Origin of the sequence: Kitasatospora sp. SUK 42, from assembly GCF_015776785.2 — a bacterium.
Taxonomy (GTDB): Bacteria; Actinomycetota; Actinomycetes; order Streptomycetales; family Streptomycetaceae; genus Kitasatospora.
This window is the reverse complement of the sequence record NZ_LFMD02000005.1, coordinates 565,114-582,573: the sequence shown is the minus strand read 5'-3', so window position 1 is coordinate 582,573 and position 17,460 is coordinate 565,114. Positions and strand designations below refer to the sequence as shown.

Here is a 17,460-nt window from a genome sequence, read left to right as displayed (position 1 = left end):
GCCACACGCCCACGGCGCCCCCTCCGCGGCGTGCCCCTCCGCCGCGCCCCGCCCGTCCCCTGGAGGCCGCCGTGCCCACTGACGAGACCGTCGCCGTCCACCCCGCGCCGCTGAAGCGGGACGACATCCCGGGCTGGTTCTTCGGCCTGGACCGGGCCGCCTTCGGGCACCTGCTCTCCACCCAGAGCGCGGCCGGGATCACCGGCGACATCCTGGAGCTGGGCAGCTACCTGGGCCGCAGCGCCGTCCTGCTCGGCGACCACCTGCGGCCGGGCGAGCGGCTGACCGTCTGCGACCTGTTCGACTCCGAGGCGGGCGACGCCGACAACGCGGCCGAGATGGCGATGTCCTACCGCAAGACCCTCACCCGCAGCGCCTTCGAGTCCAACTACCTCGCCTTCCACGACGAACTGCCCGAGATCGTGCAGGCGCCCACCTCGGCGCTGGCCGACGGCCGCATCCGGGCGGGCAGCTGCCGGTTCGTCCACGTCGACGCCTCGCACCTCTACGAGCACGTCGCCGGGGACATCGCGGTGGCGCGCGGGGCGCTCTCCGCGCACGGCCTGGTCGCGCTGGACGACTACCGCTCCGAGCACACCCCCGGTGTCTCGGCCGCGGTCTGGGAGGCGGTCTTCACCGGCGGCCTGCACCCGGTGCTGTTCACCCCGATGAAGTTCTACGGCACCTGGGGCGACACCGGGGCCGTCCGGCAGTCCCTGCTGGAGCACGACTGGCGGGCCGCGGGCTACACCGTGGACGAGGACACCATCGCCGGGCGGCGCGTGCTGCGACTCAACTACCAGGTCAAGGCTCCGGTGCGCTCCACCTCGCGCCGCCTGGCGCTGGACCTGCTGCCGCCGGTCGCCACCCGCGCGACCCGCCGCGTGCTGCGGACGCTGCGCGAGCGCCGCACCATCTGACGCGCGGCACCGCACAGCCTCGCCGCACGGCCCGACCCGCAGCCCCGTCCACTCCCCCCGGAACGCAACGGCCCTGGTCGGCCGGGCGGTCAGGCATGCCCGGACTTTATTTTCCATCTCATATTCCTGACATACATTCACGCCCACCCTTCACTCACACGAGGGAATCTCCTTTAAAGATTTGCCCACGGAACATTAAAGGGCGCACAGTGATGACACCTCAGTTTGGTCTAGGCAAGGCCAAGTTCAGGCAAAATCACCGCAGGTGAGGAGAGTCCCTTGTTCCACGGTTCCACCACGGCCGGTCCCGGTCGGCGGCTGCGCGCGGCGATCGCGAGCCCCGGCACCACGCCGCTGATCGGCGTCCACGACATGTACTCGGCCTCCATCGCGGCCGAGCACTACGACGGCATGTTCGTCTCCGGCTTCGGCTTCGCCGCCTCCTACTACGGCCTGCCGGACATCGGCTTCATCGCCTGGCCCGACATGGTCGGCTTCGTCGAACGGCTGCGCTGCGCCTTCCCCCGGCACCACCTGCTGGTCGACATCGACGACGGCTACGTCGATCCCGAGGTCGCCTGCCACGTCGTGCGCAGGCTGGAGCGCATCGGCGCCTCGGGCGTGGTCCTGGAGGACCAGAAGCGCCCCCGCCGCTGCGGCCACGCCGACGGCAAGCAGGTCCTCCCGCTGGACGAGTACCTCGCCAAGCTCGACGCCGTGCTCGCCAACCGCACCGACCTCCTGGTGGTCGCCCGCACCGACGCCACCGAGGAGCCGGAGATCCTGCGCCGCGCCCGCGCCCTCGCCGAGACGGAGGCCGACGTGGTGCTGGTGGACGGCGTGCGCAGCGAGGAGTCGATCCGCCGGATCCGCCGCGTGGTCGGCGACAGGCCGCTGCTGTTCAACCAGATCGAGGGCGGCAAGTCCCCCAGGCTCTCGCTCTCCGAGCTGGCCGGGCTCGGGGTGGACGTGGCCATCTACAGCACGCCGTGCCTGTTCGCCGCGCACCGGGCGATGGCGGAGGCGCTGGCCGGGCTGAAGGTCTCCGACGGGCGATTGCCCGCCACGGCCGCCGAGGGCCGACGGGTCGGGGTGCGGGAGTCCACCGAGCTGTTGGAGCGGAACCTCACCCGCTCCCGCGCCCTCCTGGCGGTGTCCGGGTGAGGGCCCGCCCGCGCGGGCCCGCGCCGCCCTCCCCGCGCACCGTGCCGAGGGCCACCGCGCTGGCGCCGGCCGGGGCTTGCACCGTGCTCGTCGTCGGGGCTGCCCCGGCCGCCGCGGGTGGCGCCCTGATCACCGTCATCGACACCTCGAACGCCGACTCCTGGCTGGAGGTCGACCGGGCAGCCGGCCTCCAGAGCGGCAGCGGCTCGGCAGCCGGCGACCACGCGGGTGCCGGGTCGCCGACCGGAGGTCTGCTGCGCGGAGGTGCCCGATGACCGACCACCCCACCCGCACCGCCCGTCCGCGCCGGCTCGACCCGTACCTGCCGGCCCTGGCCGGGGCGGTCGCCCTGGCCGCCCTGTTCCCGGCCTCCGGCCCCTCGGCCCGGTTCGCCGGAACGGCCTGCGACCTCGCGGTGGCGCTGCTGTTCCTCCTCTACGGCGCCCGCCTCTCCACCCGCGAGACGCTGGCGGGGCTGCGTCACCTGCGGTTGCACGGGCTGGTGCTCGCCGCCACCTTCGGTCTCTTCCCGCTGCTCGGCCTGGCCACCGCGCTGCTCACGCCCGTCCCGCTCACGGGGCCGTTGCAGGCCGGGGTGCTGTTCCTCTGCCTGGTGCCGTCGACGGTGCAGTCCTCGGTGGCGCTCACCGGGGCCGCCGGAGGCGACGTCCCGGGGGCGATCTGCGCGGGGACGTACTCCAGCCTCGCCGGGCTGCTCCTCACCCCGCTGCTGGCGGCCGGAGTGCTGGGCTCGCACACCGGGCCGTCCGCCGACGGGCTGCTGCGGATCGGGGCGCAGCTGCTCGCTCCGTTCCTGCTCGGGCAGGCGCTGCGGCCCTGGCTCGGCGCCCTCCTGACCCGGCACAGACGGGTGCTGGCCCCGGTGGACCGCGGCTCGATCCTGCTGGTCGTCTACACCGCGTTCAGCGCGGCGACGGCCCAGGGCGTCTGGAGCCAGGCGACCTTGCCGGCCCTGCTCGGGCTGCTCGCGGTGCTGCTCGCCCTGCTCGCCACGGTCCTGGCGGCCACCCGCCTCGGCGCCCGGCTGCTGGGGCTCGACCGGCCGGCCGCGGTCGCGGCGATGCTGTGCGGCTCGCAGAAGAGCCTGGCCAGCGGTCTGCCGATGGCCACCGTGCTGTTCGGGCCGGAGGCGGGGGCGATGGTGCTGCCGCTGATGGCCTACCACCAGCTCCAACTGCTCGTCGGCACCGCCCTCGCCGCGCACTGGGCCCGGGCACCCGCCACAGGCTCGCCCGGCGTTCGGGCCCGGGCCGCGCTCACCGATCGGCCCGCGCCGCCAACGCCCGGGTGATCCCCCGCCGCAACCAGGCGGAGGCGCCCGGCAGATGCCCCAACCAGTGCAGCCGCTCGACCGTCACCTCCGACCGCCGGGCCAGCTCCAGCACCGCGGCGTACGGGCGGTCCTCCGCCCGCAGCCGTACGGCCACCAGGTCGACCAGTGCGTTCAGGGCCGCACCGGTGAGGGCGGGGTGCGCGGCGAGCAGTTCCAGCAGCCGGTTGTCGTTCCAGGTGCTGTGGCGCCGGGTGGACAGCGCGGCGAGCACCTCGGCGGGCGTGGCGGGGTTCCGGGCGATCGCGTGCCAGACGAACGGGTATTCGGCCCGGGCCAGTTGGCGCAGCACGTCCGGGTCGGCCGTCCGCTCGGCCAGCCGCCGGTAGTCTCCGCCGTCGTGCAGGTGCCTGAGCGCCTCGGCGTCGCCCGTCGCACCGGTCCGACCGGTCCCGCGAGGCTCACCGCTCTCGCTGCTCTCGCCGTTCTCGCTGCTCTCGTCCATGTCGGCGCGCCAGGCTAGCAGGCGGCCGGCCGTCAGGCCCAGGTGGCCGCAGGGGTGCTGAGGGTGGTGGCCGGCAGGACGGGCAGCGGGCCGGGCGGCGGCAGCGTCCAGGCGGCCGGGTCGGGAGCGAACGGGCCGGTGCGGTCGCGGAGTTGGGCGAGGGCGCGGTCGCGGGCGAGGTCCACCTGCCGGTGGGTCGTCTCGTCGATCAGGCCGAGGCGCCGGGCCTGGGCGTACTCGTCCTCGTCCTTCCAGGTGTGTGTCGACAGATCGGGGGCGATCACCAGGTCCAGGTAGAGGTCGAGGGTGTCGATGCCGATGGCGGTCCGCCGGTACGGGAGCTCGAAGTTGACGTACCAGCGCAACGGCCGGCCCTCGGGGGTCAGGAAGCGGTGGACGCTGAACGGCTCCCCGGCGGTGAAGTGGCCGAGCGTCACCGTGTCGCGCCAGGTCCAGCTGTCGAGCTCCCAGTGTCCGGCGGCGAGGCCGTCGATGCCGCGCATGCGGTCGGCGGCGTTCCCGGTGCGCTGCGCGGTGGTCCAGCTGTCGGGCACCAGGCTCTCGATACCGGGGCGGGCGGCCAGGGTCAGGGTGGCGCCGTCGTCCGCGAGCACGGTGTACGGCATGGCCGACCAGACCCGGCCACGCGCGATGTCCCGGCGGACGGCGGTCCTACCCGGAACGAACGGCGGGAGGCCCTCGGAGGAGGGCGTTCGGGCCGTCACCGGATGTAGTAGGCGCGGTTGTGGGCGGCGACCGGCGGGGACTGGTAGGTCCAGACCCCGGCGGCCTGGGCGTCGGCGATCAGCCGGGCGAGGTCCCGGGCGGGCTCCTCGGCCGGGTTGCCGAGGTCGAGCCGGACGCGGTCGGCGGTGCGGTCGTCCAGGGCGTAGTAGCGGTACGGCTGGTGGACGTTGAGCGGTCCGGCGAGCAGCTTGCCCTCGTCGTCGGTGCCGTAGCCGGTGATCGGGGTGTTGTTGACCGGCTCGGGGGTGAGCCCGATCAGGTCGACGTCGAGGGCGAGGATCTCGTCCTCGTGGCGGCGCAGCCCGTCCGCGCCGAGGGTGGCGCGGCGGCAGGAGACGGTCCACCGCTCGCGCACGGCGGGCGCGTTGAGCGAGGGCAGGGTGGTCTCGAACCAGCCGGGCCGCTTGGGTTCGGCGTACAGCCGCCGCCCGGCGTCGATGGCGAGCGGGTTGTCGCACAGCACGTGCAGCCGGGCGATGCCGAGCAGCTTGGTCTGGTCGTAACCCCGGGCGTACTGCCCGTAGTTGACCGCCGGAATGCGCTCCTCGGCGAAGAGCGGGTGGGCGATCAGGTTGATCTCCACCTCCTGGGTGATGCCGCCGCCGTTCGGATACTGGGCGAAGTACAGCTGGTAGTTGAGCGACACGCAGGCCCCGCCGTCGAAGGCGGCGACGGCCAGCCCCGGGTGGCGCTTGGCGAGCAGTCGGCGGGCCCGCTCGGGCTCGACCAGGTAGTCGACACCGATGTTGTGCAGGGCTCCGTAGTGGAAGGGCAGGTGGTACGGCTCCGGAACGGGCGGCAGCGGCAGGCCGGTCATACGGGCTCCGAGGAGGAAGGGGGTGCGGGCGTACGGGGAGGAGGGGGCGCGGTCGTGCGGGCGGCGGGGATGGCCACCGGCCGGTTCAGCTCCAGCAGCTCCCGGTGCATCCGGTCGGAGCTGCGCAGTGCGAGGGCGGCCATGGTGAGCGAGGGGTTGGAGGTGCCGAGCGAGGGCATCGAGCCGCAGCCGACGGCGTACAGGTTGGGGTGGTCCCAGCTGCGCTGCCAGTGGTCGACCACGGAAGTGCCGGGCGCGTCGCCCATCAGGTGGGTGCCGCCCGCGTGGCCCGCGCCCCGGTAGCCGTGGACGGCGCCCCGGTGTTCGAGCCGGCCGGGCCACCGGACGGCCGGGTAGGCGGTGTGGTCCTCGGCGCCCAGCAGGGCGAACAGCTGGTCGGAGACGGCCCGGGCTGAGGCCATGCCCTCGCGGACGTACTCGGAGAGGTCGTAGTGGATCGCCGGTGCGGGCAGGCCGAGCGGGTCGCGCCGGTCCGGGTCGAGGGTGACCCGGTTGGCCGGGTCGGCGGGCTGCTCCAGTTCGAACTGGAGCGAGAACTGGCGGCCGAGCCGGTCGCCGAGGCGCTCGCGCAGCTCCTTGCCGCGCAGTCCGGCGGCGAGCAGGTCGGCGGCCTCGGCCTCGGGGGTGCCGCCGGCCCAGGACCAGCCCCAGTTGCCGATCTCGATCCGGAACGGCGCCCGGTGGCGCCGGGACGGGCCGAAGCGGAAGGCCTCCAGTCCGCTGGTGGAGCCGGGCCCCCGGTACGGGCCGACCGGTCGGGGCATCAGGCCCCAGGTGAGCAGCGCCGGGTGGTCCATCAGGTTCCGGCCGACCTGGTCGCTGCGGTTGGCCAGGCCGGACAGGAGCAGCAGCCGGGCGTTCTCGATCGCGTGCGCGGCGAGCACCACGAGGTCGGCGTCGACCCGGTGGGTGGTGCCGCCCGCCAGGTACTCGACGCCGGTGGCCCGTCCGGTCACCGGGTCGGCGACCACCCGGCCGACCACCGCCTCGGTGCGCAGTTCGACGCCGGACGCCCAGCGGGCCTGGGTGCGCAGCGGGGTGTACTTGGCGCCGGTCGGGCAGGCCGGGACGCAGCTCGCGCTGCCCTCGCAGAGCGGTCCGACGCGGCTGCCCGGCCGGCCGGGCCGGCCGTTGCGGGCGTGCGGGGTGCCGGTGACGGCGAGCCGGGCCGGGTCGGCCATGGCGGGGTCGCGGACGCTCCGGCCGTCGAGCGCGCGGGCGAGCTGCCGGTCGAGGTAGCTGGCGGGGATGGCCCGCATCGGGTAGGCGTAGCCGTCCGGGAGGGGCAGTCCGACGGCGCGGCGCTGCTCCTCGGCGTCGGCGGCGACGCCGAGCTCCTGCTCGGCCTCGCGGTAGTACGGCTCCAGGTCGTGGTAGCCGATCGGCCAGTTGCGGCCGTGGCCGAGGTCGCCGGTGCGGAAGTCCTCGGGGTGCATGCGCGGGGTGAGACCGGTCCAGAGCAGCCCGGTGCCACCGTTGGCGCGCAGGTAGCCGCTGGCGTAGGGCAGCGGTCCGTGCTGCCGGAGGTGCCCGGTGGCGGTGAATCCGCCGTCCGGGCGTCCGGTGAGGTCGGTGACGTCGGGTGACGGCGCGTCGGGGCTGTGCGGGTAGGGCGCGGTGGGCGGGCCGCCGCCGGCGGCGCGGTGGGCGGTGGCGGTCTCGGCGGCGCCGGGCGCGGCCCGTCCGGCCTCCAGGACGAGGACCCGCCAGCCGTGTGCGCCGAGCCGGTGGGCGACCAGGCTCCCGGCGAAGCCGGCGCCGACGACGATGGCGTCCCAGCGGGCGGTCACCGCTCCTCACCCCCGCGGGGCGCCAGGGCCCAGCTGCCGTGGCCGGGGGATGCGGTGCCGGGCGGGCTGCCGTGGAAGGTCCGCCAGACCAGCCCCTGGTCGTGGGCGCGGGCGGAGGTGGGCGCCTCGCCGGGCCAGGCGCCGACGTACCAGAGGTGGACGAGGGCGTGCTCGTCGCGGGCCGGGTGGGCCAGGGCGGTGCGGTGGTGCTCCTGCGCCATGCCGGTGGCGCGCAGTTCGGCCACGTCGAAGCCGGTCAGTTCGGCGCAGACGCGCAGGAACTCGTCGAGCTCGGCCAGTTCGTCGGCCTCGACGAACTCCTCGCTCTCGGCGTACTCCCAGCTCTCGGCGTGTTCGCCCCCCTCGCCCTGGTCCCCGCTCTCGCGGCGGGGCCCGTACGGGCCCTGGGCGGTGGTGCGATCGTCGGACACGGACACGCGGGCACCCCCACGATCGGCAACGGGCGGTCAGGACCCGACCGGAGCGCGCCGTCCCGGCCGCGCGGCCCGTCCTGTCCGACTTCAGCGCGATCCTGCCGCCCGTCCGTGCCACCGGAAACCGCTTGCCCGAATGTGCCCGTTCTTGGCCGGCTCCCGATCGATCGATGCCACTCCCCGACCGCCCGGCGTCAGATTCCGCTCACCCCGGCAGACGCCTCACCCCAGCAGACGCCTCCCCCCGACAGACGCACCGCTCCCCCCGGCCGGCGCACCGCTCACCCCAGCGCGCGCACCGCCGCCAGCACGTCGAGTCCGAGCTCCGGGTCCGCGTCCTCCGGCAGGCTGACGGACAGCCGGGTGACCAGCCCCGCGTACCGGCGGTGGATCTCCCGCGCGACCTCCTCGACCGAACCGGACACCGCGAAGGTGTCGAACACCTCGTCGTCGATCAGCGCGGCCATCTCCGCCCAGCGCCCCCGCACCGAGTGGGTGTGCAGCTCCTCCTGCAGGCCCTCCCAGCCGTGCTGCGCCAGCACCGGCCGGTAGGCCGGGGTGGAGGCGTAGAAGGCGAGCCGTTCGCGCACCCCGGCCCGGTTGGCCGCCAGCTCCTCCTCGGTACGGCCGGTGGCGGTGAGCACGTTCCCGACGATCTCGAACGGCCGCCCCGTCCACGCGGCGCCCTCCGCCTCGGCCCGCGCCCGTTCCCCGGTCAGCCCGGGCAGCACCTGCTCGGTCAGGTAGGCGGTGGAGGAGAAGGGGTGGCTGAGGAAGCCGTCGGCCACCGCCCCGGCGGTGCGGGTCATCAGCGGCCCGACGCCCGCCAGCAGGATCCGCGGTACCCCGGCCGGGACCGGGTCCGGCGAGAAGACCGGCGTCATCACCGTGTGGGTGTAGAACTCGCCCCGGAAGCGCAGCCGTTCACCGGTCTGCCAGCTGTTCCAGATCGCCCGCACCGCGTGCACGTACTCGCGCATCCGGGCGGCCGGACGGTCCCAGGGCATCCCGAAGCGCTTCTCGATGTGCGGCTTGACCTGCGAGCCCAGCCCGATGACGGCCCGTCCGCCAGAGGCCGCGTGCAGCCCCCAGGCCTGGTAGGCGAGCGTCATGGGGGTACGGGCGAAGGCCACCGCGATGCCGGTGGCCAGTTCGATCGACTCGGTGCGGTCGGCGGCCCGGGCGAGCTGGAGGAACGGGTCGTAGGCGGTCTCGGCGACCACCAGCCGGTCCATGCCCCGGCGTTCGGCCCGCTCGGCGGCGTCGAGGATGCCCGCCGGGTGCCCGGAGGCGGTGGCGTCGAGGCGGAGGGCGGCGGGTCGGTCCACGTGGTGCTCCTGGTACTCCTGGTCGCGGGCTGCGGTGCTACCCGGTCAGCCTGCCACGCCGTCACCGGCCCGAGGACCCGCCCTCCGCCTCACCCGCAGACCGGCCCGCCACCTCGAACAGCCGGTCCAGGTGCCGGTCGACGGCCGTGAGCGCGGCGGCCGGCTCGACCACGCCCAGCTCCAGCAGCGTGGTGAACCCGGTGAGCGCGAGCAGCAGGTCGGTCTCCACCACCGGGTCGCGGTCGGCCGCGATCAGCCCGTCGGCGCTCGCCTGCCGGACGACCTGCTCCACCATCGCCCGCCCCCGCGACAGCGCCCCCCGTGCCCGCTCGCGGACCTCCTCGTCGTGCAGCGCCTCCAGCACGTAGGCGGCGCTCATCCGGCTGGTGGTGCGGGAGTCGACGTGCAGCGGCAGCAGCTCGACGAGCATCGCCCGCAGCACCGCGCGCGGGTGCGGCCGCTCGCCGAGCCCCGCCAGCGCCCGGCCGACCCGCAGCGCGCTCTGCTCCCCGGCGAGGTCCGTGGCGAAGCCGAGCAGCTCCGCCCGGGAGCCGAAGTAGTGCTGCAACTGCCCGAGCGAGATGCCCGCCTCCCGGGCGACCTCGCGCAGGGTCAGGTGCGTGGTGCCGCGCTGCTCCACCACCCGCCACAGCGCCCGGGCGATGGTCTCGCGGCGCTCCTGGTGGTCCACCTGCTTGGGCATGCCCGGCGCTCCTCGAAGACTCCTCGAACCTTTCCCATACGCTTGACATAATACAGCTGACCGATAACGCTGATGGCATTCCGAGGGAGGGAGTGTCCACATGCTCGTCCAGCCCGTCGCCCCCACCACCGAGGGAACCGTCCGCGGCTTCCTGGACCGGGGACTCGCGGTGTTCCGCGGCATCCCGTACGGCCGACCGCCGGTCGGAGCGCTCCGCTTCGCCGCCCCCGCCCCGCCCGAGCCCTGGGACGGCGTCCGCGAGGCCTTCGAGTTCGGCCCCGTCGTCCCGCAGTCCGGGCCGCTGCCCGCCGAGCCGACCCAGGGCACCGACTGGCTCACCCTCAACGTCTGCACCCCGGATCCGGGCGCGGCCGGACTGCCGGTGCTGGTCTGGATCCACGGCGGCGCGTTCATCTCGGGCACCGCGGGCGACCCGCTGTACGACCCGGTCGGGCTGGCCCGGGCCGGGATGGTCGTGGTGAGCGTCAACTACCGGGTCGGCGCGGAGGGTTTCGCGTTGCTCCCCGGCGCCCCCGCCAACCGCGCCTTCCTCGACCAGATCGCGGCCCTGGAGTGGGTGCGGCACAACATCACCGGCTTCGGCGGCGACCCCGACCGGGTGACCGTCGCCGGCCAGTCCGCCGGCGCCGCATCGGTCGCCGCGCTGTTGACCATGGACCGGGCACGCGGCCTGTTCCACCGTGCCATCGCCCACACCGTCGGGGGCAACCTCTGCACCCCCGCACTGGCCGCCGAGGTCACCGCCGAGCTGGCGAAGCGGCTCGGCACGGCCCCCACCACCACCGCCCTCGCCGAGGTGGACCCCTGGCGCCTGGCGGCCGCGGTCACCGACCTCGGCACCGCACTCCCGGAGCACCTGGAGCGCTGGGGGCGGCTCGCCCAGACCGGCGTCGCCACCGTTCCGGTCGTCGACGGCGAGGTGCTGACCGAGGAGCCCTGGGCCGCCCTGGCCGCCGGCCGGGCCGCCGGGACCGCCCTGCTCGTCGGCCACACCCGCGACGAGTTCCGGCTGTTCAGCGTGCTCAGCGGCCGGCACGGCACCTTCACGGAGGAGGAGGCCCGCACCGCCCTGGACCAGCTCGCCCCGCGACCGGACGGCCCGGACGCCTACCGCGCCGCCCTCCCCGGCGCCACGCCCGGGGAACTGCTCGAAGCGGTCGGCTCCGACGCCCTGTTCCGGATGCCCTCGCTCCACCTGGCCGAGGGCAACACCGCCGCCGGCGGCACCTCCCACCTCTTCGAGCTGGCCTTCCCGGCCCCCGCCGCGGGCGGGGTGTTCGGCGCCTGCCACGGCCTGGACGTTCCGCTGGCCTTCGGCACCCTGGACAGCCCGATGGCCCGGCACTTCCTCGGCGACCCGCCCGGCCCGGAGGCCGTCCAGGTCTCCGCCGAGCTGCAACAGGCCTGGATCCGGTTCGTCGCCACCGGCGACCCCGGGTGGGCCGCCTTCGAGCCGGACCGGCAGCTCACCCGGGTGTTCGACGCCCGCTCGGAGACCGTCCGCTACCCCGAGCAGGCCTCCCGCCGGATCTGGACGGGGCGCACCCCCGCCGCCTTCGACCTCGTGTGACGCAGGCGGCGGGAGCGGCCCGGAACGGGAGCGGCCCGGAACCTCAGGAGCTGCGGCGCGGCACCGCCTTCTCGAAGCGCCCGATTCCGCCGAGCCCACAGCCCCGAGGCCATCCGGCGGGCCGGGCCGGCTCACCCCTTGCACACGCCCAGCGGCACCAGCCGGGCGACCTGCCGGGCCAGGCCGGCGGCCTCGGTGACGGCGGCCACCGCGTCCACGTCCTTGTACGCCTGGGGCGTCTCCTCGGCCAGGGCCCGCATCGAGGCGGGGCGGACGGCGATGCCGTGCGCCTCCAGCTCGGCCCTGAGCCGCTCGCCGCGCACCATCCGCAGTGCCTGGTGGCGGCTCCAGACCCGCCCGGCGCCGTGGCAGGCGGAGCTGAACGCCTCGTTGCCGGGCAGCCCGACCATGACGTACGAGGCGGTGCCCATCGTGCCCGGCACCAGCACCGGCTGCCCGGCCTCGGCGAGGTCGGCGGGCAGGTCGGGGTCGCCGGGCGGCAGGGCCCGGGTGGCGCCCTTGCGGTGGACGCACAGCCTCCGGGCCACGCCGTCCACCTCGTGGGTCTCCAGCTTGGCGAGGTTGTGCGACACGTCGTAGACCAGCTCCAGCCCGACGCCGAGGGCGGTGGCGAAGGCCCGGCGGGCGGCTTCGGAGAGCAGCTGCCGGTTGGCCCGCCCGTAGTTGGCGGCGGCGGTCATGGCACCCAGGTAGGCGCGGCCGCGCGGGGAGTCCACCGGGGTGCAGGCGAGCTGGCGGTCCGGGAGCTCGATCCGGTAGCGGTGCAGCTCGCGGTCCATGGCGCGAACGTGGTCGGTGCAGATCTGGTGGCCGAGGCCGCGCGAGCCGCAGTGGATCATGACGCAGACCTGGCCGGGCCGCAGGCCGAAGGCGGCCGCCGTCTCCGGGTCGTGCACCCGGTCGACGGCCTGCACCTCCAGGAAGTGGTTGGCCGAGCCGAGGCTGCCGACCTGCTGCAGTCCGCGTTCGACGGCCCGGGTGCTCACCTCTCCGGGGGCCGCGCCCGCCAGGACGCCCCGGTCCTCGCAGCGTTCGAGGTCGCGCGGCACGCCGTGACCGTGCTCGACGGCGTAGCGGGCGCCGCCGAGCAGCAGGTCGTCCAGCTCCTCCGGCCCGGCGAGGTGCCACAGTCCGCCGCGGCCGAGACCGCGCGGGACGGTGCGGTCCAGCAGGTCCATCAGCCGGCGCAGGCGTTCGGCGTCGAGTTCGTCCCGGCCGACCCCGGCGGCCAGCAGCCGGACCCCGCAGGAGATGTCGAAGCCGACGCCGCCGGGCGAGACCACCCCGCCCTGTTCGACGTCGGTGGCGGCGACCCCGCCGATCGGGAAGCCGTAGCCCCAGTGCACGTCGGGCATCGCGTACGAGGCCCGGACGATCCCGGGCAGCGTCGCCACGTTCGCCACCTGCTCCAGCGCGCGGTCCCCGGCGGCCTGCGGCAGCAGCGCGTCGTTCGCGAAGACCACGCCCGGCACCCGCATCGGCGGGTGCGGCTCGATCCGCCAGCGGTGACGGCCCGCCTCGGTCAGTGCGATCTCCACCTCGCTCACCCCGCTCCCGTCGCGCGCGCTCGAAGGTCCACGGCTCAGACGTCCACGGTGGCCGCGCAGGTCCAGCCGTCCGGCCCGGCGGCCAGCTCCAGGCCCTGCAGGGAGACGGCCTTCGGGACGGCGCCGACCAGCGCGGCGGTGGCGGCGTCGGCCATCCGGAAGCGCACCTCGATGCTCCGGGCGCCGTCCAGGCCGCGGATCGGGCCGAGGGCGAGCGCGGCGGGCAGTTCGCCGTCGGCGTCCATCCGGTAGATGACCTCCTCCAGCACCCCGGCCAGCAGGTCCGGGTCGCTCACCGCGAGCACGGTGCAGGCGCGTTCGCCGACGATCCGGGCGCCGCCGAGTTCGGCGAAGCTGCCGACGACGGCGTGCACCAGCTCGCCGATGCAGCCCTCGGCCGTCGGCGCCCACGCCTCCACCCGCAGGTCCGCCGTGTGCGGCACGCTCCGGTGGCCGCTGCCGGTCCGGCCCGCGGACTCGCGTCCGTCCACGAGTGACGCCTCCCGCGCCCGTTTCCGTCCTCCCTCCAGCCTCGTCCCGGGGGCGGCCCGGGGGCAAGCCCGGGGCGCGCGGCCGCCGGGAGCCGTCAGACGGGCCTCAGCTCGGCCGCCGCGGCCGCGAGCGTCACGAGCTCGCGGTCGGGCCCCGGAACGGAGGGCCGTTCACGGGCCAGGTAGCGGTTGCGCACGGCGGTGACGATGTCGGCGCTCGCCTGCCCGGTGCCGTACGGGGAGGGCAGCCGGGCCAGCCGTTCGGCGCCGGCCGGGTCGTCGAGCAAGTCCCGCAGGGCCCGCGCGAGTTGGTGGCCCGGGCGGGCGAGGCGGGCGAAGCCGGCCTGGACCGCCTCAGGGCGCTCGGTGGAGTTGCGCACCACCACGAGCGGGCGCTTGAGCACCGTGCACTCCTCCTGGATCCCGCCGGAGTCCGACACCAGCAGGCGGCAGTGCCGGGCCAGGGCGAGGAAGGCGGCGTGGTCCAGCGGCTCGATCTGGCGCAGCCGGGCGGCGGAGGCGCGCAGGCCGAACCCGTCGACGGCGCCCTGGGTCCGGGGGTGCAGCGGCAGCAGCACCGGCAGGTCGAGGGCGGCGAGTTGGTCGAGGATCTGGGCGAGCCGCGCGGCGTCGTCGGTGTTCTCGGGGCGGTGGATGGTGGCGAGCACGTAGCCGCCCGGGGTGACGCCGTGCCCGGCGACGATGCGGCGGGCCTCGGCCTCGGCGGGCAGGGTCTCCAGGGTCGCCTCGACGACGGTGTTCCCGGTGATCACCACCCGCTCCGGTTCGACGCCCTCGCGCAGCAGGTGCGCCGCCGCGGTCGCGGTGGGCGCGCAGTGCAGGTCGGCGAGGGGGGCGATGAGGCGGCGGTTGGCCTCCTCGGGCATGTCGGGGTCGAAGGAGCGCAGGCCGGCCTCGACGTGGACGACGGGTATGCCGGCGCAGTGCGCCGCGAGCGCGCCGGCGGCGGCGGTGTTGGTGTCGCCCTGGACGACGACGGCGGCCGGCGGGCGGGCCGCGAGGTGGTCGCTCAGCGCGCTGACCATGCGGCCGATCTGCCGGCCGCGCGGTTCGCCGCCGACGCCCTTCAGCAGGTGGTGCGGGCGGGGCAGGCCGTACTGCGCGAAGAAGGTGGTGGTGAGGGCCGGGTCCCAGTGCTGGCCGCTCCACACGACGCGGGCCTGCGGTCCCAGGAGGCGGGCCACTCCGGCGAGTTTGACGATCTCCGGCCGGGTTCCGAAGACCAGGGCGACATCGGTCGAGGACATGACGCTCCGAAGGGGGCGAGGGGTGGAGGGGGTGTGCCGAGGAAGTATCAGCAGACGATATGGACGGATTCGAAAGAAAGATCCATACATCGACCCAATGTCACCCTCATGGCCTAATACGCCCTGGTCCGGCCCGCAGGCGACCACCCGCCGGCCGACCCGGTCGACCCTTCGGACCCTCAAACCCGCCTCCCGAAGGCGGGGTTGACCGGCGATCACCGTCGCCGACCACCCGTCCGATCATCGTTCCTGCGCGACCGATTGAGGCAAATGGGTGATTTACACCCGAATGGGCGCGGCGTGCCCATCCGAACATCCGATCGGCACAGCACCATACGGCTGCCAGAACGCAGATCGGGACGACCCGGTCGCAACGAGAGGAACCTGCCCATGTACGGACCCATAGGCGGCGGCCTTCCCCCGGCGGCGGCCGGGGGCGGTGTACTCGCCTCGACCGGCTCACCCGGCCTCGGCCTCGCGGCGGCGGCCGCGACGGCCCTGGTGGTCCTGGGAGCCGTCCTGCTCCGGCGCAGCCGGCTCGCCGCCGACCGCTCCGAGCCGACCGGCCGGCGCCGCGACGACGCGTAGCCGGCCCCGGAGCGCCGGTCCGCCCACCGGTCCTCCCACCGGTCCGGGCGGACCGGGCGGACCGGAACGACCTGACAGACCACGCGGACCGGACGGGCCCGACCGCCGCCCGCCGTCCCGCCAACCCGCCTTTCCCCAGGGGGATTCCTCGTGACCGCAGACGTGTACCCGCAACCCTCCCGGCCCTCCCGGCCGGCCCGCTCGCACCTGCCGCAGCACGGCCGCACCCCGCTGTCCGGCCGACTGCTCGCCGGGGTGTCCGGGCCGCTGCTGCTGGGCCTGTGCGGGTTCCTGGTCGTCGGCGAGCGCTACTACCGCTACCGCGAGATGGCCGGGGCGCAGTGGTTCGTCTCCCACGCGCTCGGCCTGCGGACCATGCTGCTCTCCTCCCCCGACGCGCCCGTGCTCTACGCCGGCGGCGACGGCGGGTTCGGGCGCGGGATCGCACTGACCACCGGGTGCAGCAGCGCCCTGCTGATCGCCCCGCTCGCCCTGCTGTCCGGCGTCCTGCTGCTGTTCGGCTCGCGCCGGCCGACCCGGGTGCTGCTGGGCTTCGTCCTGGCGGCCGGTCTGGTCGTCGCCGCCAACCTGGGCCGCCTGACGCTGATCGTCGCCATGCAGAACCGTTACGGCGACGAGGGGTTCGGCTGGACGCACGTCCTGTTCGGCTCGGTGCTGATGATGGCCGCCGCCGTGATCGCCCTGCTGCTCTTCCTCTTCCTGATCACCCGAACGTCCACCCACGACACGTCCGCCCGCGACGCGTCCACCCACGACGCGGAGGTCGGTGCGCCGTGACCCTGCTCGACGTCTCCATATCCCTGTCCTTCGTCCTCGGGGTCAGCTTCCTCGCCTACGTCGGCGTGATCGTGCGCAACTTCCTGCGGGCCCGCCCGGACACCCCGGGCGACCCGACCCGGTTCAGCTGGCACTTCTTCGTCCCCTGCCGGGACGAGGAGGCCGTGATCGGCACCACCCTCGACTACCTCGCCCGGCACTTCCCCGACGCCCGCGTCTGGGTCATCGACGACCACTCCGAGGACCGGACGGCCGAGGTGGTGCGCGCCCGGATGGACGCCGGCCGGCCCGTCCACCTCGTCAGCCGGCGACTGCCGCAGGCGCGGACGGGCAAGGGCGACGCCCTGAACACCGCCTACCGGGCGCTCCAGGCCTGGCTGCCCGAGGACACCGACGCCGACCGGGTCGTCGTGACCGTCCTGGACGCCGACGGACGCCCCTCCCCCGGCATGCTGGACTGCTTCGCCGGACCGTCGTTCTTCGGCGACCCGGCCATCGGCGCCGTCCAGGTCGAGGTCCGGATGTCCAACCGCGACGTGGCCGTGCCACTGCCCGGCCGGGGCCGCCTCGCCAACCGCTTCGCCCGGCTGCTGGCCCGGATGCAGGACATCGAGTTCCGCGGGCCGATCTCCGCCATCCAGATCACCCGCCGGCACACCGGGACGGTCAACGTGGGCGGCAACGGCCAGGCCAACCGGCTCAGCGCACTGCGCTCGATCGAGCGGGGCGACGGCGAACCGTGGGGCAGGGCGCTGCTGGAGGACTTCGAGCTCGGGCTGCGGATGATGCTCGCCGGCTGGCGCAACGGCTACACCACGACCGCCTGGGTGGACCAGGAAGCCCTCTGGAACGTACGGCAGTTGATCACCCAGCGGGTCCGCTGGGCCCAGGGCGCGATGCAGTGCGCGCCCTACCTGCGCCGGATCTGGAGCTCCCGCGAGTTCACCACGATGGGCTTCCTGGAGGTCCTCTACTTCATGGTCCAGCCCTGGCTCCAGGTCATCGGCCTGATCGTGTACGCCGTTCCGATCGCCGCCTTCGCCTACAACATCGTCGCCTACCCGGAGTTCGTCCTCGCCTTCCTCCGCCAGGGCGGTGCTCTGCTGATCGCGCTCTACCTCCTCGTCGGCGTCGCCGAGTTCGCCGTCTGGGGGCCGCTCTACCGGCGCCGCAGCGAACCGGGGATCAGCCGCCGGGCCGCGCTCGGCTACGGCCTGGCGCTCGCGGTCTACGCCGCGACCACCTACATCGTCGCGGTCCGCGCCTTCTGGCGGATCGTGCGGCGCAAGGGCTCCTGGCAGAAGACGGCGCGCACGGCCGAGCCGCTGCCCGCCGCCCAGGAGATCGCCGCCGCCTGACCGATGAGACTTCTCCGCGGCCGGGGCCCGCGGCCGAACGCCACGGCCCGTCGGCGGAGTGGACCCACAACCCTCAAC

18 protein-coding genes are annotated in these 17,460 nt (G+C 74.9%); 8 read left to right on the top strand and 10 right to left on the bottom strand.

Features of this window, described 5'->3' with window-relative positions:
* Nucleotides 1-71: 71 nt before the first annotated feature.
* The 4 genes from RZ50_RS21195 (at nucleotide 72) to RZ50_RS21180 (ending at nucleotide 3,396) form a co-directional block, all read left to right on the top strand.
* Nucleotides 72-920, top strand: coding sequence for a class I SAM-dependent methyltransferase (locus RZ50_RS21195; RefSeq protein WP_308271992.1), 849 nt, complete (start codon nucleotides 72-74; stop codon nucleotides 918-920).
* 279 nt (nucleotides 921-1,199) lie between these two features.
* Nucleotides 1,200-2,084 carry an oxaloacetate decarboxylase gene (locus tag RZ50_RS21190; protein ID WP_196949305.1) on the top strand — a complete coding sequence of 295 codons (885 nt, stop codon included), beginning with the start codon at nucleotides 1,200-1,202 and terminating at the stop codon, nucleotides 2,082-2,084.
* Nucleotides 2,081-2,359 carry a hypothetical protein gene (locus RZ50_RS21185; protein ID WP_308271989.1) on the top strand — a complete coding sequence of 93 codons (279 nt, stop codon included), beginning with the start codon at nucleotides 2,081-2,083 and terminating at the stop codon, nucleotides 2,357-2,359. The genes RZ50_RS21190 and RZ50_RS21185 overlap by 4 nt, the downstream gene beginning before the upstream one ends.
* The gene (locus RZ50_RS21180; protein ID WP_196949304.1) at nucleotides 2,356-3,396 is read left to right on the top strand and encodes a bile acid:sodium symporter family protein; all 1,041 of its coding nucleotides are present in this window, start codon (nucleotides 2,356-2,358) and stop codon (nucleotides 3,394-3,396) included. Before RZ50_RS21185 ends, RZ50_RS21180 begins: the two co-directional genes overlap by 4 nt.
* Here RZ50_RS21180 and RZ50_RS21175 read toward each other — a convergent pair.
* The 7 genes from RZ50_RS21175 to RZ50_RS21145 form a co-directional block, all read right to left on the bottom strand.
* Nucleotides 3,362-3,880, bottom strand: a complete 519-nt coding sequence (locus RZ50_RS21175; protein ID WP_254802894.1) for a hypothetical protein — start codon at nucleotides 3,878-3,880, stop codon at nucleotides 3,362-3,364. The two genes, RZ50_RS21180 and RZ50_RS21175, sit on opposite strands and share 35 nt — an antisense overlap.
* 32 nt (nucleotides 3,881-3,912) lie before the next feature.
* Complete coding sequence (locus RZ50_RS21170; protein ID WP_196949303.1) at nucleotides 3,913-4,605, bottom strand: DUF402 domain-containing protein; 693 nt, start codon at nucleotides 4,603-4,605, stop codon at nucleotides 3,913-3,915.
* A complete protein-coding gene (locus RZ50_RS21165; RefSeq protein WP_196949302.1) occupies nucleotides 4,602-5,444 on the bottom strand; it encodes a hypothetical protein in 843 nt (280 codons plus the stop codon). Before RZ50_RS21165 ends, RZ50_RS21170 begins: the two co-directional genes overlap by 4 nt.
* Nucleotides 5,441-7,255: a GMC family oxidoreductase gene (locus RZ50_RS30195; RefSeq protein WP_217680688.1), complete on the bottom strand. Its 1,815-nt coding sequence runs from the start codon at nucleotides 7,253-7,255 to the stop codon at nucleotides 5,441-5,443. The genes RZ50_RS21165 and RZ50_RS30195 overlap by 4 nt, the downstream gene beginning before the upstream one ends.
* On the bottom strand, nucleotides 7,252-7,686 hold the full coding sequence (locus tag RZ50_RS21155; RefSeq protein ID WP_196952707.1) for a hypothetical protein: 435 nt from the start codon (nucleotides 7,684-7,686) through the stop codon (nucleotides 7,252-7,254). Before RZ50_RS21155 ends, RZ50_RS30195 begins: the two co-directional genes overlap by 4 nt.
* Before the next feature lie 284 nt (nucleotides 7,687-7,970).
* Entirely contained in the window at nucleotides 7,971-9,017 is a 1,047-nt protein-coding gene (locus RZ50_RS21150) for a TIGR03617 family F420-dependent LLM class oxidoreductase (RefSeq protein WP_196952708.1), read from the bottom strand.
* A gap of 61 nt (nucleotides 9,018-9,078) precedes the next feature.
* Nucleotides 9,079-9,720: a TetR/AcrR family transcriptional regulator gene (locus RZ50_RS21145; protein WP_196952709.1), complete on the bottom strand. Its 642-nt coding sequence runs from the start codon at nucleotides 9,718-9,720 to the stop codon at nucleotides 9,079-9,081.
* Between the two features lie 100 nt (nucleotides 9,721-9,820).
* On the opposite strand from RZ50_RS21145, the gene RZ50_RS21140 reads away from it, so the two are divergent.
* Nucleotides 9,821-11,311: a carboxylesterase/lipase family protein gene (locus RZ50_RS21140; RefSeq protein ID WP_196952710.1), complete on the top strand. Its 1,491-nt coding sequence runs from the start codon at nucleotides 9,821-9,823 to the stop codon at nucleotides 11,309-11,311.
* 131 nt (nucleotides 11,312-11,442) lie between these two features.
* Here RZ50_RS21140 and RZ50_RS21135 read toward each other — a convergent pair whose 3' ends face one another.
* The 3 genes from RZ50_RS21135 to wecB all read right to left on the bottom strand — a co-directional run bounded on the left by RZ50_RS21135 (nucleotide 11,443) and on the right by wecB (nucleotide 14,638).
* Nucleotides 11,443-12,870: an RtcB family protein gene (locus RZ50_RS21135; RefSeq protein ID WP_308271983.1), complete on the bottom strand. Its 1,428-nt coding sequence runs from the start codon at nucleotides 12,868-12,870 to the stop codon at nucleotides 11,443-11,445.
* 44 nt (nucleotides 12,871-12,914) lie between these two features.
* Complete coding sequence (locus RZ50_RS21130) at nucleotides 12,915-13,370, bottom strand: archease (RefSeq protein ID WP_196952711.1); 456 nt, start codon at nucleotides 13,368-13,370, stop codon at nucleotides 12,915-12,917.
* A gap of 95 nt (nucleotides 13,371-13,465) precedes the next feature.
* On the bottom strand, nucleotides 13,466-14,638 hold the full coding sequence (gene wecB, locus RZ50_RS21125; protein ID WP_196952712.1) for a non-hydrolyzing UDP-N-acetylglucosamine 2-epimerase: 1,173 nt from the start codon (nucleotides 14,636-14,638) through the stop codon (nucleotides 13,466-13,468).
* Between the two features lie 390 nt (nucleotides 14,639-15,028).
* On the opposite strand from wecB, the gene RZ50_RS21120 reads away from it, so the two are divergent.
* The 3 genes from RZ50_RS21120 (at nucleotide 15,029) to RZ50_RS21110 (ending at nucleotide 17,382) form a co-directional block, all read left to right on the top strand.
* Complete coding sequence (locus RZ50_RS21120) at nucleotides 15,029-15,226, top strand: hypothetical protein (protein WP_196952713.1); 198 nt, start codon at nucleotides 15,029-15,031, stop codon at nucleotides 15,224-15,226.
* Between the two features lie 150 nt (nucleotides 15,227-15,376).
* Nucleotides 15,377-16,024: an exosortase/archaeosortase family protein gene (locus RZ50_RS21115; protein ID WP_196952714.1), complete on the top strand. Its 648-nt coding sequence runs from the start codon at nucleotides 15,377-15,379 to the stop codon at nucleotides 16,022-16,024.
* Nucleotides 16,021-17,382 (top strand): glycosyltransferase family 2 protein, encoded by a 1,362-nt coding sequence (locus RZ50_RS21110; protein WP_196952715.1) that lies wholly within the window; start codon nucleotides 16,021-16,023, stop codon nucleotides 17,380-17,382. Before RZ50_RS21115 ends, RZ50_RS21110 begins: the two co-directional genes overlap by 4 nt.
* Nucleotides 17,383-17,460 lie beyond the last annotated feature (78 nt).